General features: G+C 63.7%; 20 protein-coding genes, 1 tRNA gene and 2 pseudogenes. 12 read left to right on the plus strand and 11 right to left on the minus strand.

Translation table 11 applies throughout. The annotated features are described in order from the left end of the window. Positions 1 to 130: 130 nt before the first annotated feature. Together HAP41_RS02160 and HAP41_RS02165 are read right to left on the minus strand one after the other, a co-directional pair. Positions 131 to 442 (minus strand): DUF1272 domain-containing protein, encoded by a 312-nt coding sequence (locus HAP41_RS02160; protein ID WP_028149287.1) that lies wholly within the window; start codon positions 440 to 442, stop codon positions 131 to 133. 73 nt (positions 443 to 515) lie between these two features. Further along, positions 516 to 995, minus strand: a complete 480-nt coding sequence (locus tag HAP41_RS02165; protein ID WP_166061590.1) for an Lrp/AsnC family transcriptional regulator — start codon at positions 993 to 995, stop codon at positions 516 to 518. Between the two features lie 119 nt (positions 996 to 1,114). Here HAP41_RS02165 and hppD point away from each other — a divergent pair, with 119 nt between their 5' ends. Beyond that, positions 1,115 to 2,233: a 4-hydroxyphenylpyruvate dioxygenase gene (hppD, locus tag HAP41_RS02170; RefSeq protein WP_166061589.1), complete on the plus strand. Its 1,119-nt coding sequence runs from the start codon at positions 1,115 to 1,117 to the stop codon at positions 2,231 to 2,233. A gap of 138 nt (positions 2,234 to 2,371) precedes the next feature. Here hppD and HAP41_RS02175 read toward each other — a convergent pair whose 3' ends face one another. From HAP41_RS02175 to HAP41_RS02190, 4 genes are all read right to left on the minus strand, one after another. After that, entirely contained in the window at positions 2,372 to 3,478 is a 1,107-nt protein-coding gene (locus tag HAP41_RS02175; RefSeq protein WP_071916985.1) for a CaiB/BaiF CoA transferase family protein, read from the minus strand. Positions 3,479 to 3,709: 231 nt separating this feature from the next. After that, complete coding sequence (locus HAP41_RS02180) at positions 3,710 to 4,510, minus strand: FAD binding domain-containing protein (RefSeq protein ID WP_028149283.1); 801 nt, start codon at positions 4,508 to 4,510, stop codon at positions 3,710 to 3,712. Positions 4,511 to 4,523: 13 nt separating this feature from the next. Beyond that, positions 4,524 to 6,866 carry a xanthine dehydrogenase family protein molybdopterin-binding subunit gene (locus HAP41_RS02185; protein WP_166061588.1) on the minus strand — a complete coding sequence of 781 codons (2,343 nt, stop codon included), beginning with the start codon at positions 6,864 to 6,866 and terminating at the stop codon, positions 4,524 to 4,526. An 84-nt stretch (positions 6,867 to 6,950) separates the two neighbouring features. After that, the gene (locus HAP41_RS02190) at positions 6,951 to 7,436 is read right to left on the minus strand and encodes a (2Fe-2S)-binding protein (protein WP_166061587.1); all 486 of its coding nucleotides are present in this window, start codon (positions 7,434 to 7,436) and stop codon (positions 6,951 to 6,953) included. A gap of 341 nt (positions 7,437 to 7,777) precedes the next feature. Here HAP41_RS02190 and HAP41_RS02195 point away from each other — a divergent pair, with 341 nt between their 5' ends. The 5 genes from HAP41_RS02195 (at position 7,778) to HAP41_RS02215 (ending at position 16,604) form a co-directional block, all read left to right on the plus strand. Then, positions 7,778 to 9,817 carry a methyl-accepting chemotaxis protein gene (locus HAP41_RS02195; RefSeq protein WP_166061586.1) on the plus strand — a complete coding sequence of 680 codons (2,040 nt, stop codon included), beginning with the start codon at positions 7,778 to 7,780 and terminating at the stop codon, positions 9,815 to 9,817. 237 nt (positions 9,818 to 10,054) lie between these two features. Then, positions 10,055 to 12,088, plus strand: coding sequence for a methyl-accepting chemotaxis protein (locus HAP41_RS02200; protein WP_063980506.1), 2,034 nt, complete (start codon positions 10,055 to 10,057; stop codon positions 12,086 to 12,088). Positions 12,089 to 12,590: 502 nt separating this feature from the next. Continuing rightward, positions 12,591 to 14,078: an MFS transporter gene (locus HAP41_RS02205; protein ID WP_166105291.1), complete on the plus strand. Its 1,488-nt coding sequence runs from the start codon at positions 12,591 to 12,593 to the stop codon at positions 14,076 to 14,078. 3 nt (positions 14,079 to 14,081) lie between these two features. Next, on the plus strand, positions 14,082 to 14,903 hold the full coding sequence (otsB, locus tag HAP41_RS02210) for a trehalose-phosphatase (RefSeq protein ID WP_166061585.1): 822 nt from the start codon (positions 14,082 to 14,084) through the stop codon (positions 14,901 to 14,903). Positions 14,904 to 15,140: 237 nt separating this feature from the next. Next, the gene (locus tag HAP41_RS02215) at positions 15,141 to 16,604 is read left to right on the plus strand and encodes a trehalose-6-phosphate synthase (protein ID WP_166061584.1); all 1,464 of its coding nucleotides are present in this window, start codon (positions 15,141 to 15,143) and stop codon (positions 16,602 to 16,604) included. Between the two features lie 37 nt (positions 16,605 to 16,641). Here the strand turns inward: HAP41_RS02215 and HAP41_RS02220 are convergent, their stop codons facing one another. Beyond that, the gene (locus HAP41_RS02220; protein WP_166061583.1) at positions 16,642 to 16,983 is read right to left on the minus strand and encodes a hypothetical protein; all 342 of its coding nucleotides are present in this window, start codon (positions 16,981 to 16,983) and stop codon (positions 16,642 to 16,644) included. A gap of 196 nt (positions 16,984 to 17,179) precedes the next feature. Here HAP41_RS02220 and HAP41_RS02225 point away from each other — a divergent pair. Both HAP41_RS02225 and HAP41_RS02230 read left to right on the plus strand, forming a co-directional pair. Beyond that, positions 17,180 to 17,269: transfer RNA gene (locus HAP41_RS02225), tRNA-Ser, on the plus strand. Between the two features lie 88 nt (positions 17,270 to 17,357). Beyond that, a complete protein-coding gene (locus HAP41_RS02230) occupies positions 17,358 to 18,944 on the plus strand; it encodes a DUF6538 domain-containing protein (protein ID WP_166061582.1) in 1,587 nt (528 codons plus the stop codon). Between the two features lie 248 nt (positions 18,945 to 19,192). Here the strand turns inward: HAP41_RS02230 and HAP41_RS02235 are convergent, their stop codons facing one another. Genes HAP41_RS02235 through HAP41_RS02245 form a run of 3 tightly spaced genes read right to left on the minus strand, consistent with a single transcriptional unit; the run spans position 19,193 to position 20,755 of the window. Beyond that, the gene (locus tag HAP41_RS02235; RefSeq protein WP_166061581.1) at positions 19,193 to 19,915 is read right to left on the minus strand and encodes an SOS response-associated peptidase; all 723 of its coding nucleotides are present in this window, start codon (positions 19,913 to 19,915) and stop codon (positions 19,193 to 19,195) included. A 2-nt stretch (positions 19,916 to 19,917) separates the two neighbouring features. Beyond that, positions 19,918 to 20,367, minus strand: a complete 450-nt coding sequence (locus HAP41_RS02240; protein WP_166061580.1) for a hypothetical protein — start codon at positions 20,365 to 20,367, stop codon at positions 19,918 to 19,920. Positions 20,368 to 20,377: 10 nt separating this feature from the next. Next, positions 20,378 to 20,755, minus strand: a complete 378-nt coding sequence (locus tag HAP41_RS02245; RefSeq protein ID WP_414643360.1) for a hypothetical protein — start codon at positions 20,753 to 20,755, stop codon at positions 20,378 to 20,380. A gap of 149 nt (positions 20,756 to 20,904) precedes the next feature. Between HAP41_RS02245 and HAP41_RS02250 the strand changes: the two genes are divergently transcribed. The 4 genes and pseudogenes from HAP41_RS02250 to HAP41_RS02265 form a co-directional block, all read left to right on the plus strand. Continuing rightward, positions 20,905 to 22,545, plus strand: a complete 1,641-nt coding sequence (locus HAP41_RS02250) for a DUF2130 domain-containing protein (protein WP_166061568.1) — start codon at positions 20,905 to 20,907, stop codon at positions 22,543 to 22,545. Then, entirely contained in the window at positions 22,538 to 23,482 is a 945-nt protein-coding gene (locus HAP41_RS02255) for a ParB/RepB/Spo0J family partition protein (protein WP_166061558.1), read from the plus strand. Before HAP41_RS02250 ends, HAP41_RS02255 begins: the two co-directional genes overlap by 8 nt. Before the next feature lie 395 nt (positions 23,483 to 23,877). Then, a pseudogene (locus HAP41_RS02260) lies at positions 23,878 to 24,777 on the plus strand (adenylosuccinate synthetase); the annotation flags it as partial. Between the two features lie 105 nt (positions 24,778 to 24,882). Continuing rightward, positions 24,883 to 25,122: pseudogene (locus tag HAP41_RS02265) on the plus strand (ATP-binding protein); the annotation flags it as partial. Between the two features lie 591 nt (positions 25,123 to 25,713). On the opposite strand, the gene HAP41_RS02270 reads toward HAP41_RS02265, so the two are convergent. Next, the gene (locus tag HAP41_RS02270; protein WP_166061500.1) at positions 25,714 to 26,967 is read right to left on the minus strand and encodes a tyrosine-type recombinase/integrase; all 1,254 of its coding nucleotides are present in this window, start codon (positions 26,965 to 26,967) and stop codon (positions 25,714 to 25,716) included. Between the last annotated feature and the right edge of the window lie 13 nt (positions 26,968 to 26,980).

The following is a 26,980-nucleotide window of genomic DNA, read 5'->3' on the forward strand; positions in this document are numbered from 1 at the left end:
GCGCGTTCCGGTGTCGTAGGGTGGGCAAAGGCGCAACAGCGCCGTGCCCACCATTCTTCCGCAGTCGTGGTGGTCATGGTGGGCACGCTTCGCTTTGCCCACCCTACGGCCTCAACGGTGCGGATAGAGCCTACCGCCTCTCCGGCGCCACGTCCTTGATCCGCGCGCAATGCGCGGCGACATCCTCCGGGCTGTATTTCAAATGCACCCGCTTGTCGGACGGCACGTGTTTGGTGACGCACACGCCCGGCCGCCACTCCTGCGTCGGCCTGATCGGGCGCGGCGCAAAGCCGCCGCCGCAATTCGGGCAGACGTTGGAGAGTTTCGTCTCGACGCAATCCGCACAGAACGTGCATTCATAGGAGCAGATCCGCGCATCCGTCGCATCAGGCGGCAGGTCGCGGTCACAATATTCGCAGTTCGGTCGAAGCTGGAGGGCCATGGCTGAATCTCCGCAGATTGGCTTGATCATCGCAGACGGCGCGTGAAGCGCGAATGGCGTAGTTCCCTCGATTTCAGCCAGCCTTCGAATCCTTCAGCGGCAGCCGCGAGCTCTCCTTCAGCCTGTCGAGCACGATCGAGGAGCGCACATGCGCCACGCTCTGGTGCGGCATCAGCACGTCGTTGACGAGGTTGGAGAGGCCCTTGAGGTCGCGCAGCACGGCTTTGAGCACGTAATCGGCGTCGCCCGTCAGCGAATAGGCTTCCTGGATCTCGTCGATGCGGTTGACCAAGGCGCGGAAGCGTTTCGAATTGTCCGGCGAGTGGGTCGCGAGCCCCACCTGGATAAAGGCGATCACGCCGAAGCCCAGCGCCTCGCTGGAGAGATCGGCGTGATAGCCCGAGATCACCTTCTCCTCCTCCAGCCGCATCCGCCGCCGCGAGCATTGCGAGGCCGAGAGACCCGCGAGGTCGGCGAGCTCCTGGTTGGTGAGGCGGCCGTCGTCCTGGAGCGCGCCCAGGATCTTGAGGTCGAAGGCATCTACTGAGATCATGCGTCATTTATCCATGTCATGCACGGATCGTGCATATGATAGCCAAAATGCGTCCTGTTTGCACGCTCATTGCACGGCCGGTGAAGGATAGTTCATGGCAGCAGCAATTGGAGAGCACCATGGGTCCGTTTCCGCACGATGCACCGCCGGCCACCATTACCGCCGACAATCCGATGGGCACTGACGGGTTCGAGTTCGTCGAATATGCGCATCCCAATCCGGAAGAGCTGCACGCGCTGTTCAAGCTGATGGGCTATGCGCCCGTCGCCCGCCACAAGAGCAAGAAGATCACGGTCTATCGCCAGGGCGACATCAACTATCTCGTCAACGAGGAGCCCGGCACCCACGGCTTCGACTTCGTCGCCGCGCACGGCCCCTGCGCGCCGTCGATGGCGTTTCGCGTGGTCGATGCGAAGGCGGCCTATGACCGTGCGATCGCGCTCGGCGCCGAACCTGCCGATGTGTCGTCGGTGCAGAAGACGCTTGATGTACCCGCGATCAAGGGCATCGGCGGCAGCCTGCTCTATTTCGTCGATTGCTACGGCGCCAAGGGCTCGGCTTATGATGCCGAGTTCGAGTGGTTGGGGGCACGCGATCCCAAGCCGGTCGGCGCCGGCCTGTTCTATCTCGATCATCTCACCCACAACGTCCATCGCGGCCGCATGGATGTGTGGACGGGCTTCTACCAAAAGCTGTTCAACTTCCGCCAGATCCGCTTCTTCGACATCGAGGGCCGCGCCTCCGGCCTGTTCTCGCGCGCGCTGACGAGCCCGGACGGCAAGATCCGGATTCCGATCAACGAGGACGCCGGCGAGTCCGGCCAGATCGAGGAATATCTCAATATCTATCGCGGCGAGGGCATCCAGCACATCGCCTGCGGCTGCCGCGATATCCACGCCGCCATCGAAGGCCTGCGCGAAGCCGGCCTGCCCTTCATGCCGTCACCGCCGGAGACCTATTTCGAGCGGATCGATGCGCGCCTGCCGAAGCACGGCGAGGACGTCGCGCGGCTCCGGACCAACGGCATCCTGATCGATGGTGAGGGCGTGGTCGATGGCGGTCAGACCAAGGTGCTGCTGCAGATCTTCTCCGCCAACGCGATCGGCCCGATCTTCTTCGAGTTCATCCAGCGCAAGGGTGACGATGGTTTTGGCGAGGGCAACTTCAAGGCCCTGTTCGAATCGATCGAGGAGGATCAGATCCGGCGCGGCGTGTTGAAGGTGGATACGGCGGCGTAGGTCGCTGCGTTCGGGCACACTGCCGGAGGGTGGGCAAAGCGCAAGCGTGCCCACCACTTTTATCAGGATTGTGGAGAGATGGTGGGCACGGCGCTTCGCGCCTTTGCCCACCCTACGCGATCTTTGCCGAGGCTAGATCTACCTCTTCCACGCAGCCATCACCGCACCAATCTCCGCGCCCTCCGGCTCCCGCACCGCCGACGGCGTGCGTGAGAACCGCGGCGCGGGCGCGGGCTGCTTCACGCCGTGGCGTTCGAGGAAGACGTTGCGGGCGACCATGTGCGGATGCTCGGTCGCTTCCGACATGGTGAGCACCGGCGCGAAGCAGATGTCGGTGCCTTCCATGATCCTGCACCAGTCCTCGCGGGTCTTGCTCCTAAACACGGCCTGCAATTTCTGCTTCAGCGCGGGCCAGGCCTTGGGGTTCATCTGCGCGTCGAAGTCGGCATCGGTCAGGCCCGCGTGCTCGCGCAGCAGCGCGTAGAACTGCGGTTCGATCGAGCCGATCGAGACGAAGTGCCCGCAGGCACATTCATAGACGCCGTAGAAATGTGCGCCGCCGTCGAGGAAGTTCTGGTTGCGCCCCTCGCTCCAGCGGCCGATCGTCTTCATGTCGAAGAAGAACGACATCAGCGATGCCGCGCCGTCGCACATCGCGGCGTCCACGACCTGGCCCTTGCCGGACCTTTGCGCTTCGAGGAGGGCGGCGAGAACGCCGACGACGAGATAGAGCGCGCCACCGCCGAAATCGCCGACCAAATTGAGCGGCGGCACCGGGGCTTCCTTGGTGCCGATCGCGGCCAGCGCGCCGGTGATCGAGATGTAATTGATGTCGTGGCCGGCGGCGTTGGCGAGCGGGCCTTCCTGGCCCCAGCCGGTCATGCGGCCGTAGACGAGTTTGGGATTGCGCGCGAGCACGACGTCGGGCCCGAGTCCAAGCCGCTCCATCACGCCGGGACGAAAGCCCTCGACCAGCGCGTCGGCGCTGGCAAGCAGGTCGAGCACCTCTGCGATCGCCGCCTTGTCCTTGAGGTCGAGCTCGATCACCTTGCGGCCGCGGCCCGCGACCGACTTCATGCTCTTCTTCGCACCGACGCGATCGAGCGTGACGACATCGGCGCCCATGTCGGCGAGCATCATGCAGGCGAATGGGCCGGGTCCGATGCCGGCGAATTCGACGACACGGAAACCCGAGAGCGGGCCGGAGGTGCGGACGGAGGAGGTGGGCGCTGGTTTATCGAGCACGTTGTTGTTTCCTCGGGTCGCCGGCGAATTCCGGTGGTCGGGCAATCGCCTTTGACGTTCCTCTTTGGGGGCGAGTTAATTGGCTGATTAACTTTTCTCGCCTTCATGTCCGCGAGGCAAGCGGTTTTCATGCATGGGCGCATAATAAAAGCGGCGCGCATTGCTGCGCGCCGCGGAAGATTTGTGTTGAGGCGCTAAGGCGCGACGCGCTGTCGCGCTTTATCGACGCGATCAGCCCGCGGCGGCCACCGCGCGCTGCGCCATCACCTTGACGAGGTTGGCGCGGTATTCGGCCGTGCCGTGGATATCGGCCAGCAATCCGCTCGCCGGAATGCTGACATTGTCGAGCGCCGACGGCGACCAGTTCGCCTTCAGCGCGGCTTCGATCGCGGGGACCCGCATCACGCCGCTCTGCGAGGCGCCGGTGGCGGCAACACGGATCTCGCCCGACTTCGTCTGCGCGACGAACACGGCGGTCAGCGCGAAGCGTGAGGCCGGATGCCGCATCTTTTCGTAGCCCGCCTTCGCCGGCACCGGGAACGACACTGCGGTGATGATCTCGCCGTCTTCCAGCGCCGTCGTGAACAGGCCCTGGAAGAAGTCCTCGGCCGAGATCGACCGCTTGTTGGTCTTGACGGTGGCACCGAGCGCCAGCAGCGCGGCCGGATAATCCGCGGCGGGATCGTTGTTGGCAATCGAGCCGCCGATCGTGCCGCGATAACGCACGGCGGGATCGCCGAGCACCGAGGTGAGATAGGCGATCGCGGGGATCGCCTTCTTCACGTCGGCATTCTGCATGATGTCGAAATAGGTCGTGCCGGCCTTGATGGTCAGCACGTCGCCCGAGAGCTCGACGCCCTGCAGCTCCTTGATCTTGCCGAGATCGATCACGTCGGACGGGCTGGCGAGCCGCTGCTTCATGACCGGCAGCAAGGTCTGGCCGCCGGCGAGGAATTTCGCCTCACTGCTCTTGCCGAACAGGGCGACGGCCTCGTCGACCGAGGAGGGGCGATGATAAGTGGTCTGGTACATCTTGTTGCTCCTCTCAGGCCGCGTGGATCGTGCGCCACACCCGGTCCGGGGTTGCGGGCATTTCCAGGTTGTTCTTGCCGATCGCATCCGTGATCGCGTTGATCACGGCCGCAGAGGCGCCGATCGCGCCGGCCTCACCGCAACCCTTGATGCCCAGGGGATTGCCCGGGCACAGCGTCGTGGTGTGGGAGAGGTTGAACGAGGGCAGGTCGTCGGCGCGCGGCATGGAGTAGTCCATGAACGAGGCCGTGACCGGCTGGCCGTTGGCATCGTAGATGGCGTGCTCGAGCAGCGCCTGCCCGATGCCCTGGGCAAGGCCGCCATGGACCTGTCCCTCGACGATCATCGGGTTGATCAGCCGGCCGAAATCGTCGGCGGCGACGAAGTTGACGAAGGAGGTCTTGCCGGTGCCGGGATCGACCTCGAGTTCGCAGATGTAGGCGCCGGCCGGGAAGGTGAAGTTGGTCGGATCGTAGAAGGCGCTTTCCTTCAGGCCCGGCTCCATCCCGTCAGGCAGATTGTGCGCGGTGTAGGCCGCGAGCGCGACCATCGGGAAGGCGATCGCCTTGTCGGTACCGGCCACCTTGAACTCGCCGTTCTCGATGACGATGTCGCCCTCGGACGCTTCGAGCGCATGCGCTGCGATCTTCTTGGCCTTGGACTCCATCTTCTCCATGGCCTTCAGGATCGCGGTGAGACCGACGGCCGCGGAGCGCGAGCCGTAGGTGCCCATGCCGAACTGCACCTTGTCGGTGTCGCCATGGACGATCGAGACCTGGCTGATGGGAACGCCCAGGCGCTCCGCGACGAGCTGGCAGAACGTGGTCTCGTGACCCTGGCCGTGGCTGTGCGAGCCCGTCAGGATCTCGATGGTGCCGACCGGGTTGACCCGCACTTCGGCGGATTCCCATAAGCCGACGCCGGCGCCGAGGCTGCCGACCGCCTTCGAGGGCGCGATGCCGCAGGCCTCGATGTAGCAGGACACGCCGATGCCGCGCAGCTTGCCGTCCGCCTTCGCCTTGGCCTTGCGGGCTGCGAAGCCGGCATAGTCGATCGCCTTCATCGCGGCGTCGAGCGAGGCGTTAAAGTCGCCGGTGTCATAGGCCATGATCACGGGCGTCTGGTGCGGGAACTGGGTGATGAAGTTGCTCCGGCGCAGCTGGGCCGGATCGACCTTCAACTGCCGCGCGGCCGTCTCCATCAGCCGCTCGATCAGGTAGCTCGCCTCGGGGCGGCCCGCGCCGCGATAGGCGTCGACCGGCGTGGTGTTGGTGTAGACCCCGACCACCTCGGCATGGATCGCCGGGATGTTGTACTGGCCCGACAGCAGCGTCGCGTAGAGATAGGTCGGGACCGACGAGGAGAACAGCGACATGTAGGCGCCGAAATTGGCGTAGGTCTTCACCTTCAAGCCGGTGATCTTGTTGTTGGCGTCGAACGCCATTTCGGCATGGGTGACGTGGTCACGGCCATGCGCATCGGTGAGGAAGGCCTCGGTGCGGTCGCCGGTCCATTTTACGGGGCGGCCGACCTTCTTCGAGGCCCACAGCGCCACCATCTCCTCGGGATAGATGAAGATTTTTGAGCCGAAGCCGCCGCCGACGTCGGGGGCGATCACGCGCAGCTTGTGCTCGGGGGCGATGTTGTAGAACGCCGACAGCACAAGGCGGGCGACGTGCGGGTTCTGCGACGTGGTATAGAGCGTGAAGTGCTCTTCCGCCGCGTCATAGTCGGCGATCGCCGCGCGCGGCTCCATCGCGTTCGGGGCGAGGCGGTTGTTGGTGACGTCGAGCTTGACGACATTGGCCGCCTTGGCGAAGGCGGCATCTGTCGCGCCCTCGTCGCCGATCACCCAGTCATAGACCTGGTTGCCGGGTGCCTCAGGGTGAAGCTGCGGTGCGCCGGCCTTGATCGCGGCGTGGACGTCGGCGACTGCCGGCAGTTCCTCGTACTCCACGACCACGGCTTCGGCCGCGTCGCGCGCCAGGTTCTTGCTGTCGGCGATCACGACTGCGACGGCCTGGCCGACGAAGCGCACCGTCTCGGGCGCCATCGCGGGCCATGCGCCCATCTTCATCGGGCTGCCGTCCTTGGAGGTGATGGCCCAGCCGCAGATGAGATTGCCGACCTTGTCGTCGACGATCTCCTGTCCGGTGAGCACTGCGACCACGCCCGGCATCTTCAGCGCGGCGGAAGAATCGATCTTCTTCACCTTGGCGTGCGCATGCGGGCTTCTGATGAAATGGGCATGGGTCATGCCCTGTAATTTGATGTCGTCGACGTAACGGCCCTTGCCGGTAATGAAACGCTTGTCTTCCTTGCGCACGACGCGCGCGCCGATGCCTTCAACACCCATGTCTGGTCCTCCCGACCGGAATTGTCTTGACTGCGCTTTCCCTCGAAAGCAGCAGCGGTGGTTCTTTATTCGAGGCGCGCCGCTTTACTCGGCCGCCTGCGAGACCTTCATGCGCCCGGCTGCGTCCAGCACGGCTTTGACGATGTTGTGGTAGCCGGTGCAGCGGCAGATATTGCCTTCGAGCTCGTGGCGGACCGTGGGCTCGTCGAGTTGGCCGCCATGGCGGTGCACGATGTCGATCGCCGACATGATCATGCCCGGCGTGCAATAGCCGCATTGCAGGCCGTGATTGTCGCGGAAGGCGGCTTGCATCGGGTGCAGCTCGTCGCCTTTGGCGATGCCTTCGATGGTGGTGACGCTGGCGCCGTCGGCCTGGCCCGCCAGCATGGTGCAGGATTTCACCGCCTTGCCGTCCACGTGTACGACGCAGGCGCCGCACTGGCTGGTATCGCAGCCGACATGGGTCCCGGTGAGGTTGAGGTGATCCCGCAGGAGCTGGACCAGCAGCGTGCGGTCCTCGACGTCGACGGCAACGGCCTTGCCGTTCACCGTCAGTTTGACTGTAGACACGGAACATACCTCCCCGGATTGATTTTGATTGTTTCTAATTAGAGACCGCCGCCCCCGGACATTGCAACTAGGATTTTGGTCACGCCGGTCATGGAAAAGTCATCGATCCCGACGATCGGGCAATGACTTGGGCCGGCGAAGCGGGTCGACCGCCGCAAAATGGCTGGCCCATGTGGGATGCCAGCCGTCATCCCATCCGGTCGGCTTTTGGCCGACAAAGCCGGAAATTGCGCAGGTGCGGCGAATTTACCGCCCTTTATCCATTCTGCCCTAGTTTTGCGCATCCGGGTCCGGGGGCGGGGCGCCTCCGGATCACGGCTGAATAGAAAATGGGGGTTGGAATGTCCGGGCGTATCGCGTCGCCGTCGAAGCGTACAATATTTCCGACCCTCCGGTTCCGCGCCAAAATCATCCTCGGCTTCACCGCGGTGCTGGTGATCTCCGCCGGCAGCATGGCTTTCTCCTATTTCGGCTTCGAGCGGGTCTCGGCCGGGGTCGGGTCCTACCGCAGCAGCGTCACCGAGGCCGATCTCGCCCGCAACATCGACCGCGAGCTGCTCGCCTACCGCTCGGCAGTCCGTTATTTCGTTGTCACCGGCAAGGAGGACGATGCCAAGGCAGCGCTGGACGCCGAGACCGGCCTGAAGAGCGCCATCGATCAGGCGGTCAAGAGTGCCCAGAAGCCGGCGCGGCAGGAGGGCCTCAACAAGCTCGCCAAGGAATTCTCCAACTTCTCTGCGACCTTCGCAAAGGTCCTCCAGGCCAAGCGCGACAGTGCGCTGCTGGTGCAGAACCAGCTGACGCGCCAAGCCAATCTCCTGAAATACAAGCTTGACGATATCGGCAACAACGCCTCCGATTCCGAGGCGCAGTCGATCGAGTTCGGCACCAAGCAGGTCAACGCCCAGTTCCAGACCGCGAGCGCCGCAGCCACCAATTTCGTGCTGACCTCCGACCAGGCGATCGCGACCAGCGCGCTGGCGCGGCTGAAATTCGTCGAGAATTCGCTCGGCGCGGTCTATTCCATGGACGACAAGATCGTCGCCGGCCTGAAGGACGCCAAGACCATCCTCGTGGCTTATCGCGAAGCGCTGGAGAAGCTGATCGCGAATGCCAAGATGGTGGATGAGCTCGTCACCGAGATGAGCGGTTCGGCCGGCGCGATCCTGCAAGGCGCCACCGCGATGAAGGCGGACCTCGTCGCCGAACAGCAGCGGCTGGATTCGGAGTCGGAAGCGACCATCGGACGGACCGAGCAACTGGTGCTGATGCTGGCCGTCGGCGGCACGCTGCTCGGCGCGATCCTCGCCTTTCTGCTCGGCACCGGCATCTCGCGTCCGATGATCGCGATGTGCAAGGCGATGCGCGAGCTCGCGTCGGGCAATTTCGACGTCGTGCTGCCGGGCCTCGGCCGCAAGGACGAGATCGGCGAGATGGCCGGCGCGGTCGAGGAATTCAAGGTTCAGGCCGTGGCCAAGGCCGAGCGCGACGCCGCCGCCAGCGAAGCCCAGAACAAGGAACTGGCCACCGCACGCCGTTCCGAGCTGATTCGCTTCGCCGATGACTTTGAAAGCGCGGTCGGCGCCATCGTGTCGAACGTGTCGGCTTCCGCCGTGCAGCTCGAATCGGCGGCTTCCACGCTGACTCGAACCGCCGAAACCACGCAGACCCTGTCGAGCCAGGTTGCCGGCGTGTCCGAGCAGGCCTCGAGCAACATGCAGTCGGTCGCAACCGCGACCGAAGAGCTTTCGGCCTCCGTCGAGGAGATCGGCCGCCAGGTCCGCGATTCCAGCCGCATCGCCGAAGCTGCGGTGGTCCAGGCCAAGGAAACCGACGGCCGGATCGGCAAGCTGTCGCACGCCGCCCAGCAGATCGGCGAGGTGGTCAAACTGATCACCGCGATAGCCGAGCAGACCAACCTTCTTGCGCTCAACGCCACCATTGAGGCGGCGCGCGCGGGCGAGGCCGGCCGCGGCTTTGCCGTGGTCGCCAGCGAAGTGAAGTCGCTGGCCAGCCAGACCGCGAAGGCCACCGACGAGATTTCCTCGCACATCGCGGGCATGCAGGGCGCGACCGCCGAATCGGTCGCGGCGATCAAGGAGATCGGCGCCACCATCGGCAAGATTTCGTCGATCTCGACCTCGATCGCGAGCGCCGTGGAAGAGCAGGGCGCCGCGACGCAGGAGATTGCCCGCAGCGTCCAGACCGTCGCGCAGGGCACCCAGACCGCCGCCACCGACATCGGCCAGGTCAACCGCGGCGCCGCCGAAACCGGCTCGGCCTCGGAGGAGGTCCTGAATTCGGCCAAAACCCTATCCAGCGAAAGCACGCGCCTGCGCGCCGAGCTCGACCGGTTCATGGGGAATATCCGGGCGGCGTAGCTGCGCTACGCCTGAGGCCCTCGCGGTCGCGCCATCCTCCGCTGTCGTCCCGGCGAACCTCGCTACGCTTGTCCGGGATGACGAGCGGAGAGGACCTGGGCCCGCGTCACCGAACCGCAAGTTGCGGTCCCCCACATTTACCGCCGCTTATCCTTTGCACTCTACCGTGCTCACGAGTCAGGAAGCGGGCTGCTTCCGGGCTGCGCCTGGTTTTCCGCGAATGGAATGGGGTGGGGAATGCCCGTCAAGTCGACGCCGAACACATCGAAGCTCTTCACCCTGCGTTTTCGTGCAAAAATCATCCTCGGCTTCGTGGCGGTGCTGGCCATCCTCGCCGTCAGCATGGCTTTCGCCTATTTCGGCTTCGAGCGGATCCAGGCCGCCGTCGCCTCCTACCGGGCCAGCGTGTCGGAAGCGGACCTCGCGCGGACCGTGGACCGCGAGCTGATCGCCTATCAGGGACTGGCGCGGGCCTATACGCTAACGGGCGCGACCGATGACGAGACCGCGGCCAAGGCCGCCGAAGAGAATCTGAAGGGCGCGATCGCCAAGTCGGTGGCGGCCACGACCGGCGCGGCGCGCCGCGAGCAGGTCGGCAAGCTCGAGGCCGAATTCCAGCGCTTCACCAAGGTGTTCGGTGAGATCATCACGCTGACGCGCGAGAACAACAAGATCGCCGCCGACGAGCTCAACAGCGTCGGCAACAAGATTCGCTTCAAGTTCGACGATCTCGCCGATACGGCCGCGCTGGCAGGGCTGAACTCGGTTCAGACCACGGCCAAGGACGTCACCTCGCAATATCTCGCGGTCTCGACCTCGGTCAGCGCCTTCGTCGCCAAGCCGGAGCCGAAGACCGCCGACGGCGTGATCGCCCGCATCAAGTTTTTGGAGACCCTGCTGGTCTCGATCTATGCCAATGACCAGAAGATCACCGACCGCGTCACCGAGATCGGCAACCTGCTGAAGCAGTACCGCACCTCTTTCTCGAAGCTGACCGAGAACGTGAAGATCATCGTCAAGTTGAACGGCGAGATGACCAAGACGGCGGCGGGCATTCTCAAGCTCTCGGCCGAGTTGCGGTCCGATCTGACCTCGGATCAGCAGCGCATCGAAGCGAGCGCCAACTCCACCATCACCGAGACCGAACGGCTGATGCTGATGATGGCGCTCGGCGGCCTCGCCATTGGCGCCGTGCTGGCCCTGATGCTCGGCAACGGCATCTCGCGTCCGATGATCGCGATGTGCAAGGCGATGCGCGAGCTCGCGTCCGGCAATTTCGACGTCGTGTTGCCGGGCCTGGGCCGCAAGGACGAGATCGGCGAAATGGCCGGTGCAGTCGAGGAATTCAAGGTTCAGGCTGTCGCGAAAGCCGAGCGCGATGCCGCCGCCAGCGAAGCCCAGAACCGGGAGCAGGCCGCAAGCCGCCGCTCCGAGCTGATTCGCTTTGCCGACGATTTCGAGAGCGCCGTCGGCGCCATCGTCTCCAACGTCTCGGCCTCCGCCGTGCAGCTCGAGTCGGCGGCCTCCACGCTGACCCGCACCGCCGAGACCACGCAGAGCCTGTCGAGCCAGGTCGCCGGTGTCTCCGAGCAGGCCTCCAGCAACATGCAGTCGGTCGCAACCGCCACCGAAGAGCTCTCGGCCTCCGTCGAGGAGATCGGCCGTCAGGTGCGCGACTCCAGCCGCATCGCGGAAGCTGCCGTGGTGCAGGCGAAGGAAACCGACGGCCGCATCGGCAAGCTGTCGCACGCCGCCCAGCAGATCGGCGAAGTGGTCAAGCTGATCACGGCGATCGCCGAGCAGACCAATCTTCTTGCGCTCAACGCCACCATCGAGGCGGCGCGCGCGGGCGAGGCCGGCCGCGGCTTTGCCGTGGTCGCAAGCGAAGTGAAGTCGCTGGCTAGTCAGACCGCGAAGGCAACCGACGAAATCTCCTCCCACATTACGGGGATGCAGGGCGCGACGGCCGAGTCGGTCGCCGCGATCAAGGAGATCGGCGCGACCATCGGCCAGATCTCGTCGATCTCGACGTCGATTGCGAGCGCCGTCGAGCAGCAGGGCGCCGCGACGCAGGAAATCGCCCGCAGCGTCCAGACCGTTGCGCAGGGCACACAGACCGCAGCCACCGACATCGGTCAGGTCAATCGCGGCGCCGCCGAAACCGGTTCGGCCTCGGAAGAGGTGCTGAACTCGGCCAAGACGCTGTCATCCGAAAGCACGCGCCTGCGCGCCGAGCTCGATCGCTTTATGGGCAATATCAGGGCCGCGTAAGGCTCGCCGCGCGTCAGGCGCTTGGCGCTTGAAGACCTCGCTATCGCCTCATACTCCGCTGTCGTCCCGGACAAGCGCGCCCTTAGGCGCGCGCCGATCCGGGATCCATACTCCCAGCGGATAGTTGAGACGGACGGTGGTAACTCCAAGTCTTCGCCAAACCACTCCCTGTGGTTATGGTCCCGGATCTGCGCTTCGCTTGTCCGGGACGACGGGGGGTAAAGAGCGCGAGTCTCACTCCCTCCCGAACGTCCGCTTCAACTCCACCTTCGCGCGCTCCAGGTTTTGCGCGAATGTGTCGTCTTTCTGACGTGAGCCATGCGTCAACTCCCAGCGGCTCCATCGGAAACGGACGATCCCAAGCGCTGTTCCCGCGGGAACCCGCCTTTGCCGCAGGCGTTGTCGCAGGTGGCAGGCGGAATGCCGCACCTCCATGATCGGAACGCCCCCGTCCACACCATGTGAACCGGGGCCGCTTCCATTGGTTAGACCCAGCAACGCGATGGAATTGCAGCAAAGCCCAGCGCTGAATTATGGACCTGCAGTCTCTGCGGCGGTCGCGGCTGACCGCATCATCGAGACCAGCATTCCCGCGCGGCTCGATGCGCTGCCGTGGAGCGGCTTTCATACCCGCGTCGTGCTGGCGCTCGGGATCACCTGGATCCTCGACGGGCTCGAGGTGACGCTGGCGGGCGCGCTCTCCGGCGCGTTGAAGCAGAGTCCGTCGCTGCAATTCTCCAATCTCGATCTCGGTATCGCCAATTCCGCGTATCTTGCCGGTGCGGTGCTCGGCGCGCTCGGCTTCGGCTGGCTCACCGACCGCATCGGCCGCAAGAAGCTGTTCTTCATCACACTGGCGCTTTATCTCTCCGCGACCGCCGCGACCGCCTTGTCGTGGAATGTCGCGAGTTACGCGCTGTTTCGTTTTCTCACCGGCGCCGGCATCGGCGGCGAATACACTGCGATCAACTCGACGATCCAGGAACTGGTGCCGGCGCGCTATCGCGGCTGGACCGACCTCGTCATCAACGGCAGTTTCTGGATCGGCGCGGCGATGGGCGCGGTGGCGGCCATCGTGCTGCTCGATCCCGCATTGATCGGTCCCGATCTCGGCTGGCGCCTCGCCTATCTCATCGGCGCGACCCTTGGCCTCGTCGTGCTGTTGATGCGGATGTGGATTCCGGAGAGCCCGCGCTGGCTGATGATCCACGGCCGGCCCGACCAGGCCCACGCCATCGTGGACGAGATCGAGCGCTCTGTGATCGGGCATGACCGGCATGCGAGCGATGGCCGCTTCACCAAAATACGCCTGAAGATGCGCGACCACACTCCGATCAGGGAGGTCGTGCACACGCTGTTCTTCGTCTATCGTCAGCGCTCCCTGGTCGGCCTCGTGCTGATGAGCGCGCAGGCGTTCTTCTACAACGCGATCTTCTTCACCTTCGCGCTGGTGCTGACCGACTTCTACGGCATCAGCGCCGAGCATGTCGGCTGGTATCTCCTGCCGTTCGCCGCCGGCAACTTCCTCGGGCCGCTGCTGCTCGGGCGCCTGTTCGACACGCTCGGCCGCCGCGTCATGATTACGTTTACCTACGGCGTGTCGGGCGTGCTGCTGGCGCTCTCGGGCTATCTGTTCTCGATCGGCGCGCTGAGCGCGCAGGGGCAGACCATTGCCTGGATGGTGATCTTCTTCTTTGCCTCGCCCGCCGCGAGCGCGGCCTACCTGACCGTCAGCGAGACGTTCCCTCTGGAAGTGCGCGCGCTGGCGATTGCGGTGTTCTACGCAATCGGCACCGGCATCGGCGGCGTGATCGGGCCCGCGCTGTTCGGCGCGCTGATCGACACGGGATCACGCACCAGCGTGTTCGCGGGCTATTTGCTGGGGGCCTTCCTGATGATCGTGGCTGCGATCGTGGCGTGGCGCTACGCCGTCGCCGCGGAACGCAAATCGCTCGAACAAATCGCGCGGCCGCTTGCCTTTATGGAGTAGACTATGAAATCGGAGCTCGCGGAATTGGATCAGAAGCGCCCCATGGTTGACGAAGAAGCGCCCGACGCGGTGCCGGTGCCGCATGCGCTCGTGCCGCATCTCGGCGAGACCGCGATCCTGCTCGACATCGACGGCACGCTGCTCGACCTGATGCCGACGCCGCGCGAGGTGTGGGTGCCGCCGGGCCTGTCGGAAACGCTGAACCTGTTGACCGAGCGCACGTCCGGCGCGCTGGCGATGGTCAGCGGCCGTTCGCTCAACGACATCGACCTGATCTTCGCACCCGACGTGTTTCGCGCGGTCGCCGGTCACGGCGCGGAAATGCGCCTGTCGGTGGGCAATGAGGCCGACGACGTGCATGCGCCGCCGATGGACAAGGAGCTGAAGCGTCGCCTGGCTGCGATTGCAAAGCTCAGCCCCGGCATTCTACTCGAGGACAAGGGCTATTCGCTGGCGCTGCATTATCGTCTCGCGCCGCATGCGGAGAAGGCGATCTTCGAAGCCGTCTCGCTGATCCGTGCCGATCTGCCCAGCGCGCCGATCGAAATTTTACCCGGCAAGTTCGTTTGCGAGATCAAGCATTCCGGCTTCACCAAGGCCACCGGCGTACGCGAATTGATGAAGCATGAGCCCTTCAAAGGGCGCCGTCCGATTTTCATCGGCGACGACGTTACCGATGAGACCGTGTTCGCGATCATGCCCGACATGAACGGGCTGTCCTTCTCGGTCGGCCGCCGCGCCGTCGGCGTCAACGGCCATTTCGACGAGCCGAAGGATGTACGCGCGTTCCTCGCGCGTCTGCTCGACGATACAAGGTTGGAATAAGGCACCGACACCTCGGGGCCACATTGTCGCTCGCGTAGTTCCCTCGCGCGCGCAATTCATGCTGGGCAACACAGCGACGAAAATTGACTTTGTTGAGTGAAACCGCCGGGTTCCCTGGAGGAAAACTGGTTCCAACGCACGCGCCTGATTTTGGTTTCAATTCGTACAAATGATGATCAGGAACCATATTGATGAACGGCAGTTAAACGGGGTGGAATGAACAGGAGGGGACGGCCTGTGAACTTAGTCGTCGTTTCGAATCGAGTTGCGCGCGGCAAACCCAACGAACCCATGACGGGTGGCTTGGCTGCGGCGTTGCTTCCCGTCGTGGAACATTCGGGTGCTATCTGGGTGGGTTCGTCAGGCCGCGTGCGTGACGGCCATCAGAAGGAACCGTTTGCCGAGATCGAAGCGCTGGGCTCGGGCGCGATTGCGACGCTGGATCTGCCGGCGGCGCACTACGGCGGTTATTACGAAGGCTTTGCCAATTCGGCGCTGTGGCCGGCCCTGCATTCGCGCAGCGATCTGATCCGCGTCTCGCGAGACGACTATGTCAGCTATCGCGAGGTCAACGCCTTCATGGCGCGCGCCTTGATGCGCTTCCGGAAAGCGAAAACGGCGTTCTGGGTGCAGGATTATCATTTCCTCGCGCTCGGCGCGGAGCTGCGCGATCTCGGCGTCGACGATCCGATCGGCTTCTTCCTGCACACGCCGTGGCCGGTTACCGCGGTGATGCAGGGCGTGCCCAATCATCGCGAACTGATCACGGCGATGCTGGCCTACGATCTGCTCGGCTTCCAGACCAATGAAGATTGCCAGAATTTTCTCGGCTATGTCGCGGGCGAGCTCGGCCTCGCCGTCGAAGACGGCGTTGTGATCTCGCAGCATGGCCGTACGCGTTGCGAGGTCTTTCCGATCGGCATCGATGCGGAGAAGTTCGCGGCTTACGCCGCGAAGTCGGCTTCGCATCCCGACGTGTCGCGGCTGCGCCGCAGTCTCAACGGCGAGCGGCTCGCGATCGGCGTCGACCGGCTCGACTATTCCAAGGGTCTCGTCAATCGCATCAGCGCGTTCGACCGGCTCTGGACCGAGCATCCGCAGTTCGCGCGCAGCATCTCGCTGCTCCAGATCGCCAACCCCTCGCGCGGTGCGATCGAGGCCTATGGCAATCTCCAGAACGAGGTCGCGCGTCTCGTCACCGACGTCAACGGCCGCCACGGCGAGGTCGATTGGACGCCGATCCGCTACCTCAACAAGGGCTTCAGCCAGACCGTGCTCGCGGGTCTCTACCGCACCGCGCAGATCGGCGTGGTGACGCCGCTGCATGACGGCATGAACCTCGTCGCCAAGGAATATGTCGCCGCGCAGAACCCGGCCGATCCCGGCGTGCTGGTGCTGTCGAAGTTCGCCGGCGCCGCCAACGAGCTCGAAACGGCGCTGCTGGTCAATCCGCACGACATCGACGGCATGGCGCGCGCGATCGCGGTCGCGGCCGCGATGCCGCTCGCCGAGCGCAAGATGCGCTGGGACGCGATGATGAAGAAGCTGCGCGGCCACACCATCCAGCAATGGTCCGCCGACTTCGTCGCCGAGCTGGAGAAGTGCCGGACCGAGAAGGCCATCGTCACGCCGCTCGAGACCCAGCCGCCGCAGGCCCTGCGCTGGCTGAAGTCGGCGATATCAGGTGTGCGATTGATTTAAGCCCTCTTGCTCTCCCCGTTTTCGCGGGGAGAGGCGCTCAATAGCAATACGACACCCCGTCCAGAATCGCGCATTGCCGCTTGTTCGGCGCGTTGGGATCGTCCAGCGGCACCATGCCCTTGCCCTGGCCGACGAACACGCCGGGTCCGACATGCACAGAGCTCTTGTTGCCGATGATCACGCTCGGATGCGGCGAGGCGCTCGAGCGCGTCCCGTCCGGCCAGACGATGGCATCGCCCGAAAGCACGCCGCGCCGCCCGTCGTCGCAACTCACATCGGCGCCCTGCCGGGTGCAGACCTGCGCGGCGGCCGGCACGGCGAAGGCGGAGCCAAGGGCCGAAATCAGGCCCAGCGCGACGATGGTCTTTTGGATGGTCATGGCGTCCCCGGTCGTGTTTGGCGGTCTTGAGTGAATCGTCGCGCCAAACCCGCTTCCGGTTCAGCCTTTGAGCGGTTCCGAAGCGCCAGCTGGCGCCAGATATTGTCTTTCAAATACAATATCTTACGGAAAATTCACCCGATTTCCCGGCGATCTCTTGCAAAATCATCTGCTCCCCTTCAAGAGAGGGCGCTCCGGAGAGATGGCCGAGTGGCTTAAGGCGCACGCTTGGAAAGCGTGTGTGCGGGAAACCGTACCGTGGGTTCGAATCCCACTCTCTCCGCCAGACCCTGCCGAAAACCCCTATAATTCAAGTTCTATCGATAGAATAAGGCTTTGCGCAAACGCCAGGTGGTACACAGAGGTGGACACACATGGCGTTCAAGATGCAGGGACCTTGGAAAAACCCACGTAGCGAGAAGCTCTGGTTCAGGCGGCGCGTGCCGGCGAACCTGGTCGCCTACATGGGCAAACGCGAGATCAAGTTCTCGCTCGAAACCTCCGATCCAGAGCTCGCCGGGATCCGCTTCATGGAGGAGAACGCGAAGCTCGAGCGTCACTGGCACGAGTATCTTCACGGCAGGCAGTATGTGGAGGTCTCGCAGCGGCAGATTTCCGCGCTCGCCGGCGAGTTCTATCGGGAAATGGTGGCCAGCCACGGAGACAATCCCGGCCATCCCATGGTTTGGGAGCAACTAGTCAAACGCGACAAGGAGCTCATAGCCAAGCGTTTCCCCTATCAGTCCCGCAAATGGTTCATGCGTCAGACCTTCGCGCGAGAGGCGCGCGCATTCCTGGAAAAACGGGAAGTTCATCTTGCGGAGCGGTCGTTCGACCTCTTCCTCGAGGAGTTCGTGTACGCCAAGCATCTGGCCGCCGAGCAGCTCGTGCGCCAAGGCTCCCGCGACTGGAAGCCGGATCCGAAGGCGGAGAATTTCGCGAAGCCCGAGGTGCTGACGACGGACGGCAAGGTCGACGCCATCGAGATGTTCGAGCGTTATGCCGACGAGGCCGAGCTCGACGACAAAACCCGGCGGTCTTGGAGGACTAAGGTCAAGTCACTTTTGGCCTTCGTCGGCCATGACGACCTCGCTCGCCTCACGGCGACCAACATGATCGAATGGAAGGACCGTCTTCTCAAGACGAAGAAGCGCCAGTCGAAGAAGGATAGGCAGGCAAAGAAGCCCGAGGAGACCCTAGATCCTCGCACGATCAGGAATTCATATCTCGCCGCCGTCAAGGCTACGCTCAACTACGCAAAGCAGCAGAGAAAGCTGACCGAGAACGTCGCCACCGGCATTTCGGTGCGTGTGAAGAAGAAGAAAAAGCAGCGCGAGAAGGGCTTCACCGAAGAAGAGGCGATGGCAATCCTCAGGGGGACCTTTGCTCCCGCCCCGCGCGGATTGTCGAAAGAATACGCTTCCGCAAGGCGCTGGGTGCCCTGGATCTGCGCCTACACCGGCGCCAGGGTCAACGAGATCACGCAACTTCTTCCGTCGGACTTCAAGGTCAAAAAGGGCATCCATTACATCCGCATCGATGCGGACGCGGCGAAGACAGGAGATTATCGGGAGGTGCCGCTGCACGACCATCTGATCGCGGAAGGCCTGCTTGCCTTCGTCGAGTCCTGCAAAGGGCGCCCGCTCTTCTACAATCCGGATCGCTCACGCGGGGGGCGGGATGCCGGGCGGCACTTTAGGAAGACCGGCGAGCGCCTCGCCGAGTGGATCAGAAGCGAGGAGATCGGTGTTACCGACGAGCGGGTGGCGCCTAACCACGGATGGCGGCATCGCTTCTCCTCGCTCGCGCGCCACGTCGACATGCACGTCGACATTCAAAACATTATTCAGGGGCACGCTGGCGACAAAGTCGCCTCGGACTACGGTGACGCCTGGATCGAAGACGCCTATCGGGAGATCATGAAAATTCCCAAGTATGACATCGCCCCATCGACGGGATGACAAAGTGCCTCCTTCAATTTGGCAGCGGCGCGCTGCCAGATTGAGGAGCACAACCATGTCGCGGGCGTTCCCAAGCCCCGCCTCTAAATCTGAACCGCCGTCGGACTTTCGGGTCGGCATCTGTCAGGTGCCGGGAGAAGCTCCCGCCTGCAGTCGCTCGAATTCCTCTACGAATTCTCGGCGCTCCTTCTCTACAGAATGTTCGTCGACGAGCCTGTCCACCTGTTCCGCGGCGCCTGTGCAGAACGCTACGTCGCCGGCGGGGGATCTTCTTTCACGCCGCGGGCGACGATTCGCAGCGCTCCGTCGGGAAGCGGTCGCTGCAGCTTCAGAGCTTCGTCCGCAGACGCAGTCATCCAGGTCTCGACCTCTTCGAGCGTCGTTAGGATCACCGGCATGGCCTTCGGGTGAATGGTACCTATCTCGGCGTTGGGCTCAGTGGTCAGGAACGCGTAGAGGTCATTGGTTGTCTCGCCTTCCTTCACTTTCCGGACCGACGTCCAGTTGGTCCAGATGCCGGCGAAGCAGAGGAGCGGACGGCTTACGTTGAGCGCGAACCAGATGTCGCCACCCTCGGCCTTGTTGAACTCGCTGAACGAGTTGAACGGCACCACGCAGCGGTGCTCCGGACCGAGCCATCGCGTCCAGTGTTTGCTCTTTACGTTCCTAATATTGGTCGTGCCGGAGTCCGGCTCCATCCGGAGCAGTTGCTTGAAATCGACCCCCTTTCCCTTGGCCTGCAGTTTCTCGGCGCGCTTCTTCGTCGCGTCCATCAGCGCCTTCGACGACGAAGGCATACCCCAGCGCGCGGTCGCAAGCTCGCGGCCGTCAGGTCCAGTCCGAACAATCGGTGCAGCGTAATCCGGAAAGACGCCAGGCATGGGCGCGAGGTTGCCGACGTAGCGGTTGACCACGCGGAACAGCGCGCTGATGGCGGCCTGGTTGGTGGTGATGCTGTAGAGATTGCACATCGTCAGGTCTCCCGAGCGGCCTGGCGAGGGCGCTGCGCCAACTGTAGCAGCGTCGCTGACGGGCGGCGATTGGCCTTGGCGCACTTGCTGCAGCGGAGTCGGCTCGCGAGGTCATGGACGAAGGTGGTCGGCGGATGGCGCAGCGCGGCTAGGTCGACGTCCCGCTTGGTCTTGCATCGCGAGCACTCGATTTCGAGCCAGGCGTAACCACCGTTGATGGCCTGATCTACCGTGGGTGAAGGATCGATTGGGCCGCCGTCCGCCCAGAGGCGCTCGTTGAACGATTCACAGAGCAGCTTGTCGGCCTGGCGGATCAACGTCTCGCCTTTGGCCCGGGCTTCAGCGGCCTGGCCCGCGAGGATCGAAGTCATCGCGCGGGCGCGCCCGAGCTCCTTCTGCAGCGCCTTGCGGTCGCCTCCGGAGAGCGGGGTGGGATGGTGTTTCGGGGCCATCCGGATGCCGTCAGTCGAAGGACGGCCAGCAGCCGTCTTCCTCATGGCGGCCGGTTCGCTGGCTGCACGTGTTGTCCAGCAGCCGTTGCCCGACGTCCCGCCAAATCGCGTCCGAACCGTACAGGCGGGCCGCGTCGACCTTCTGGATTTCCACGGTCCGGCCACACCGGCGGCAAGCGACCCGCAGCAGATGTTCGGGAATCTGGCTCAGCCGCAGTAGACGTCCGGACGAGCCAAGGTCGGGTAGGCCGCGGTCGGCGCGGGGGTCCTCCAACAGCGCGCGCCAATATTCAGGCGGCAAGCCATCGTCAGGAGCCAATCCGGGCACGCCGGGCGCCTTCTTGCCGACGGCAGCGGCCAAGCGTTCCATCTGCTTTCTGGTCGGCATGCGCCAGCTGGCGGGGCGGTCGGTCATAATCGCAATAGAACATACCAAGAACATTTGTCGAGCCTTGGCGGTCGTGCCCCGGTCAGCCAAAAATGTTGACAAGACTGGGATTAAATAGGAGAAATTAGGACCTAGTTTGGAGAGCGCCCATGCCGTCGCACGCGCCCCTCTTCGAGACCAAAGCACTCCAGCCCGCGGCCAAGCTGGCCATGCGGGCCGAAGCTTGCCCGACATGTGACCAGCCGATTCCCCAGGATCGCTACGACGAGATCAAGGAGCGGATTCAGTCGCGCGAACGCAAGCGGACCGACGAAATCACCGCGCGGCTGCACGAGCAACACGCCCGCGACAAGGAGACGGCGCTCGAGGAGGCGCGCAAGCTCTCGGACGCGAAGATCGCCGAGGCGCGTGACGCCGCCCGTCGTGCCGCCGACGTCGAGAACGCCGAGCGCATCGCCGCTGTCCAACGCGAGAGCAGCGAGGCTCAGGCCGCCGTTCGCGCCGAACTTGCTGCCGCCCGCGAGGCCACCGCTGGTGCCACGGCGACCATCGAGCGGATGAAGGAGGATGCGGCGCTGCGTGAACAGACGATCCGGGCCGAGGCCGTGCAGGCCGCCGACGTGGCGGCGCAGGAGAAGATCGAGGCCGGCGAACGCCGCCTGAAGGATGTCGAGACCGCGTTGAACCAGCGCATCGAGAGCGCGGACGCGGCCAAGGTCAAGGCCGAGACCACCGCTGCTACGCTCGGAGCGGCGTTGGAGAAGCAACGCGACGACCACGCCGCCGTGTTGGCTGACATGAATTCAAAGGCTGTCGCGCGCGAGGCCGAGATCCGCAAGGAGCTCGAGGTCGCGGCCGCCGACGCCGTGCGCGAGCGGATCGAGACCTTGGAAGCGGCAAAGGCGACCGCCGAGGCCGGCGCGGCGTCCGCAGCGAGCCGCGTGGAGGCCTTGGAAACGGCGCATCAAGCCCAGCTCCAGGAGCAGCGTGAGGTGTGGCAGAAGCACGCCGACGACGCCGTCAATGCAGAGAAGGCCGCCTCATTCGAGGAGCGCCTCAAGATTCAGACCAAGTTCGAGGAATTGAAACGCGCCTACGATCAAAAGACCGCCGAAGAGCTGGGCGAGGGCGCCGAGATCGACCTCTACGAGTCCCTCAAGGCCGAGTTCGAGGGCGACAAGATCGAGCGCATCAACAAGGGCCAGCCCGGCGCCGACATCCTGCACACCGTCATGCACAACGGCAAGGAATGCGGCAAGATCATCTACGACTCCAAGAACCACAAGCAATGGCGCTCCGAGTTTGTGACCAAGCTGGCTTCGGATCAGATGGCCGCGAAGGCCGAGCACGCCGTTCTGTCGACCAGCAAATTCCCGAAGGGGGCGCGTCAACTCCATGTGCAGGATGGCGTCGTCATCGCGGGACCCGCGCGCGTCGTCGCGCTCGTGCAGGTGATCCGCCGACACCTGGTTCAGACCCACACCTTGCGCCTGAGCAACGACGAGCGCGCCAAGAAGACCGCGGCGCTCTATGACTTCATCACGTCGGAGCGCTGCGCGATGATCCTTGCCCGCATCGACACCCACACCGACGATCTCCTCGATCTACAGGTCAAGGAGAAGAAGGCCCATGACGCGACCTGGAAGAAGCAGGGCGAGTTGATCCGCTCGGTGCAGCGCGTCCGCGCCGAGTTGACCAACGAGATCGACGCCATCGTCGGCATGGCCGACTTCGGCGACTTGATCGATGACTTCGGCTCGGCGGACTTTGGCGAGGCGGACGATGAATAACGCCGCCGAGGACCGTGATCGGGTCGTCGTGAATCTGCAGGAGCGCAGACTCGATCGGACCGTGCTTCGGACCTATCGGACGAAGGCGAGCCTCGAGGAGATCGTTCCGAACGAGAAGCAGCCGCGCCTTGGGCCGAAGATCGACGAGGAACTTCAGCGCCAGATCGAAGCGAACGGAGGATTGTTCGAGCCGCTGCTCGTGGAGCCTCACCCACAGCTACCGGGCAAGTTCCGCATCATCGACGGCGACCGCAGGTGGTCGAACTCGAAGGTGCTGGTGGAGCAGGGAAAGGAAGAATACCGGCAGATCCCGGTCGAGGTGACCGACCGCACGCTGAGCGAGGAGGACCGGCTGCGGGTCTGGATCTACATCCACCGGCAGCGCAAGGAATGGGACGCCAAGGAGAAGGAGATGGTGGCGTATCGTCTCGTGGACCTCATGGGCCGGGCGAGCGCCGCCAACATCCTCGGCATCACCGTGCGCGAGCTCGACAAGCTCACCGATGTGTTCGAACTGTCGGAAAAGTTTACAGCTCTTCGGGACCCCGGCGCGGCGATCACCTGGGCGCGGGAGCTGATGGGCGTCAGCAAGAAGCTGCTGACGCCGAGCGTGGTCGAGGCGGTGGTCCGAAAGGTCAACCAGAAGCGGATCACCAACTCCAAGGACCTGCGCAAGCTCCGTGCGATCTTGCCGGATCCCATCGCCAAGGCGCACTTCTTGGCCGACGCGGGAGACCTCGAGTCGGCTGCGCTGCGGCTCGGCACTGTGAAAACGAAGTCCGACGACGGTCTCACCGGCGAGCTCGATGCGGTCGTCGAGGCGGTCAAGGCGGTGCCATGGACAACGTTGCAGGATCTGAAGGGCAACGCCGAACTGCTGAAGAAGATCGATGATGCGGAGGCGATGCTCCGCTCGCTGCGCAAGGCGCTTTCCTAGGCGCGCTGGGATGGTTCCAAGGTGGACGCCGCTGTCGTCGGCGCAACCGGGGCTTGGAGAGTGGCCTTCGACCCCAGGCCGGCAAGGCCATCAGCCTCGCCCTCGCACTGCTTTAGCGCTCGTTTTCTCCGACGAGATGCGATCCCGCGGCCGGCCGCGCACCGGGAAGTCAGGTGGAGCGGGCGCCTGTCATGAGGTGGCGCGCTAGGAATGGTGTCCGAAACGGAACTTGGCACAAGGCATTGAATCGACGGAGAAATAGAGCCGCGCGGTAGGCTGATGGAGACCTTGGAAGACCTCGGGGAATGCCTAGTTGTCATCCACTGCCCGCCGATTAATCAGCTGGATATACGAGTGGGATTCGGCCTTGTCGTCAGGACGAGGAGGGAGGTCTTGTGAAGTACGTCATAGCGTTATCCGGCCCTGTCGCTGTCGGTAAATCCGAGCTTGGGCGCGAGCTCGTTCGGCGGTTCGGCGCCTATAGGATTTCCACCCATACCCTCCTGGTCGAGTCCGGCGCCAAGGACGAGCGTGCCGCATTGATCGCGGCCGGCAAGAAGCTTGATGTCGACACCAACGGGGCATGGGTTCGCGACGGCGTCAGCAATCACCTCAAACTGTCCGGCGATAAGGAGATCGTGCTGGTCGACTCGGTGCGGACGGCAGAGCAGATCCAGTACTTGCGAGACGCGTATGGCGAGAAATTTCTCCACATTCATGTGACCGCGCCGTACGAGGTCGTCAAAAAGCGCTACGAGGAGCGCGGTTCGGTCGCCGACACCGGCATGCAGTACGACCAGGTGAGGGCGGACTCGACCGAGAGCGGCGTCTGGCTGCTCGATCGCGTCGCCGATCGGGTGGTGGAGAACTGGCGGTGCGAGCCGCCGTCGTTGTTGGCGAGCGCGGTTGCCGGATTGGGCTTGTTTCCGCTGACGGCAACGCCATTGGTGGACGTGATCGTGAGCGGCCAATACGGCAGCGAGGGCAAGGGCCATATCTGCGCCCATCTCGCCGCCGACTACGGCGTCCTCGTTCGCGTCGGCGGACCGAACGCCGGCCACAACGTCGCCTTTCCGAAATACAACTACCGGCAGCTGCCGTCAGGTACGCAGTCCAACTTGTCGGCGAAAATCCTGATCGCCGCGGGCTCGACGATCCTTCCCGAGCGCATCCTCAAGGAGATCGGCGACTGCAAGCTCGGCCCGGATCGTCTCGTCATCGACGAGCAGGCCATGGTGATCGAGGATTGGGACAGGTCGTTCGAAGGCCAGGACGGCGGCCTCGGATCGATCGGTTCGACCAAACAGGGCGCCGGCGCGGCGCTGGCCCGCAAGATCCTGAACAGGGGCAGCAAGCCCATGCTGGGTGTGCCGGTTCGGCTTGCGAAGGATCATCAGCTCACCGCTGCCGAGCGGCGCGATCTACTGGAAATCCTTGACGATCGCCATGGCCGCTCCTCCACCATCGTAACCAGCCAACTCCCTGTGGACACATGGCACGAAGTTATCGGAGATCCCACGCTAGGCGACGCGATTCTGGATCGCCTCGTCCACAACGCTCACCGCCTCCAGCTTGCTGGCGAAAGCATGCGAAAACGCAACGCCAAAACCATCACCCTTGACGAGCAGCCAGAACGCTGACCCTATCACCGCCTCGGCCGGAGCGAGGCTGCTCACGATCGTCTGAATTCGGCGCTCATGATCGCGCGAAATCGCTGCTCACGATCACTGAAATATGCACGCATGAACGATTAAACGACAGGAAACGCCAACGCATTCAACGTCAACGTGCCGGGCGCGCCCGGTACCATAAAGGCACATCGCGGCGACCGGCTTCGTAGTCATTCCGATAGAAAAATTGTGCCCAGCTGATTGGCGCAAATCTTCCTGCCTGATGCTCCGCAAAAGTAGACGTCACGACCAAAGCTCAAGCCGGGATAGAACCAAATCGTTACTCAATCTCCGTTACGTGACGGACTGCGCAGGCTTACAAGTAGACGAACGAGTTCACTTCTGCGATGCAGTTTGGTCTTTCTGAGAATTGTCCTCAGTTGCTTAGAGACGGTCTGCCGAGAGACCTTGGAGCGTATTGCAGCGTCACCAAGACCTTCTCCCATTGCCAGGGACTGGGCGAGCTGCACCTCCGAGGGGGTTAGGCCAAAAGCGCCTCTTAGTACCGCCTCATCCGGCCGCGATCTATCATCTGGATTCGTAATGAGCAGAATTGCAAAACTAGTCAGGGTCGACGCGGGTCGCTTGTGAACAATAAGCAATGTAACTAGTAGAGGGCGATGGTTCCGACGCGTCAAAATTACCGTGCGCATTTCCTTCAATGAAGAACTTGGCGCCGCGGCCATCGCCTTGCGAACCATGCGTTGCAGTCCTGCATTGCTCCTGGCGTCGGTGGCAAGCCTGCTCCGCTTTATCGCCGATGACGTGTGCCAGCGCAGTCTCGACAACCTCTCGCGGGAAGCTGGAAACGTTACCGGCCCAATCCCGGAAGCTGGAACGGAAACCGTGCACGGTCGCGTTCTCGACCTTCATGCGCCGCAACACCATTTCCATCGCCATGTTGGACAGCGGCTGGTTACGGGCCTGCCCGGCAAGAACAAATTCGCTGGTCTTGAGCTTTTCGAGTTGGCGCAGGATTGTGACGGCTCTCGCGGACAACGGCACCCGGTGCACACGACCGGCCTTCATTCGACCCGCCGGCACCGTCCAGATTTTCTTGTCGAAGTCGATTTCCGACCAATGCATTCCCAAGACCTCGCCCGAACGGGCGGCAGTGAGAATGCAAAGCTCCAGCGCCAGCGCCGCCGTTGCCTCCCGCTGCCGCAGATTGGCGATGAAAGTAGCGACCTCCTCATAGGGCATTGCCGGATGGTGTCCCCGCGACAGCTTGGAAGGCTTTGGCAACAGGTGGTCCAAGTGGCCGCGCCAGCGGGCGGGGTTCTCGCCGTCCCGGAAGCCCTTGGCCTTGGCGGCGTCCAGAACCTTTTCGATCCGTCCGCGCACCCGTGAGGCAGTTTCGGTCTTGGTGTTCCAGATCGGCTTAAGGGCCGCCAGCACGTCGTCTGTTGTGATGGTGTCCACCGGTTTGGCCCGCAGGGAAGCAGCGTAGGTCTCCAGCGTCGATTTCCATTGAGCCTTGTGCTTCTCGTTGCGGAAGCCGGCTGACAGGGATTCACGCACGCTCTCGGCCACCTCCCCGAATGTGGGAATGCCGTCCCCGCGTTTCTTCTCGTCGATCGGGTTCAATCCCTTGGCGATCAGCTTGCGTGCATGAGCGGCCCTCTCACGGGCATCGGCAAGCGGGACGTTAGAGGCGCTGCCAAGTCCCATCTCCTTCGCCCGGCCGCGCCAGGTGAAGCGCAGAACCCATTTGCGAGACCCTGCAGGCGCAACGATTAAGTAGAGGTTTCCGCCATCGCTGTACTTGCCCGGCTTCGCCGTCTCGACTTTACGCGCGGTCAGATTGCCAGCCATCGCCGCCCCTTGG

The sequence above is a fragment of the Bradyrhizobium barranii subsp. apii genome (assembly GCF_011516635.5).
Taxonomy (GTDB): Bacteria; Pseudomonadota; Alphaproteobacteria; order Rhizobiales; family Xanthobacteraceae; genus Bradyrhizobium; species Bradyrhizobium barranii.

What these genes read in the sequence shown, in the direction of transcription:
- HAP41_RS02245 (WP_414643360.1), bottom strand. Translation starts at nt 20,755, where the DNA reads ATGCCGACCAGAAAGCAGATGGAACGCTTGGCCGCTGCCGTCGGCAAG.
- HAP41_RS02255 (WP_166061558.1), top strand. Translation starts at nt 22,538, where the DNA reads ATGAATAACGCCGCCGAGGACCGTGATCGGGTCGTCGTGAATCTGCAG.
- HAP41_RS02240 (WP_166061580.1), bottom strand. Translation starts at nt 20,367, where the DNA reads ATGGCCCCGAAACACCATCCCACCCCGCTCTCCGGAGGCGACCGCAAG.
- HAP41_RS02185 (WP_166061588.1), bottom strand. Translation starts at nt 6,866, where the DNA reads ATGGGTGTTGAAGGCATCGGCGCGCGCGTCGTGCGCAAGGAAGACAAG.
- HAP41_RS02230 (WP_166061582.1), top strand. Translation starts at nt 17,358, where the DNA reads ATGGCGTTCAAGATGCAGGGACCTTGGAAAAACCCACGTAGCGAGAAG.
- HAP41_RS02160 (WP_028149287.1), bottom strand. Translation starts at nt 442, where the DNA reads ATGGCCCTCCAGCTTCGACCGAACTGCGAATATTGTGACCGCGACCTG.
- HAP41_RS02220 (WP_166061583.1), bottom strand. Translation starts at nt 16,983, where the DNA reads ATGACCATCCAAAAGACCATCGTCGCGCTGGGCCTGATTTCGGCCCTT.
- HAP41_RS02180 (WP_028149283.1), bottom strand. Translation starts at nt 4,510, where the DNA reads ATGTACCAGACCACTTATCATCGCCCCTCCTCGGTCGACGAGGCCGTC.
- HAP41_RS02235 (WP_166061581.1), bottom strand. Translation starts at nt 19,915, where the DNA reads ATGTGCAATCTCTACAGCATCACCACCAACCAGGCCGCCATCAGCGCG.
- HAP41_RS02205 (WP_166105291.1), top strand. Translation starts at nt 12,591, where the DNA reads ATGGAATTGCAGCAAAGCCCAGCGCTGAATTATGGACCTGCAGTCTCT.
- HAP41_RS02165 (WP_166061590.1), bottom strand. Translation starts at nt 995, where the DNA reads ATGATCTCAGTAGATGCCTTCGACCTCAAGATCCTGGGCGCGCTCCAG.
- otsB (WP_166061585.1), top strand. Translation starts at nt 14,082, where the DNA reads ATGAAATCGGAGCTCGCGGAATTGGATCAGAAGCGCCCCATGGTTGAC.
- hppD (WP_166061589.1), top strand. Translation starts at nt 1,115, where the DNA reads ATGGGTCCGTTTCCGCACGATGCACCGCCGGCCACCATTACCGCCGAC.
- HAP41_RS02195 (WP_166061586.1), top strand. Translation starts at nt 7,778, where the DNA reads ATGTCCGGGCGTATCGCGTCGCCGTCGAAGCGTACAATATTTCCGACC.
- HAP41_RS02270 (WP_166061500.1), bottom strand. Translation starts at nt 26,967, where the DNA reads ATGGCTGGCAATCTGACCGCGCGTAAAGTCGAGACGGCGAAGCCGGGC.
- HAP41_RS02200 (WP_063980506.1), top strand. Translation starts at nt 10,055, where the DNA reads ATGCCCGTCAAGTCGACGCCGAACACATCGAAGCTCTTCACCCTGCGT.
- HAP41_RS02250 (WP_166061568.1), top strand. Translation starts at nt 20,905, where the DNA reads ATGCCGTCGCACGCGCCCCTCTTCGAGACCAAAGCACTCCAGCCCGCG.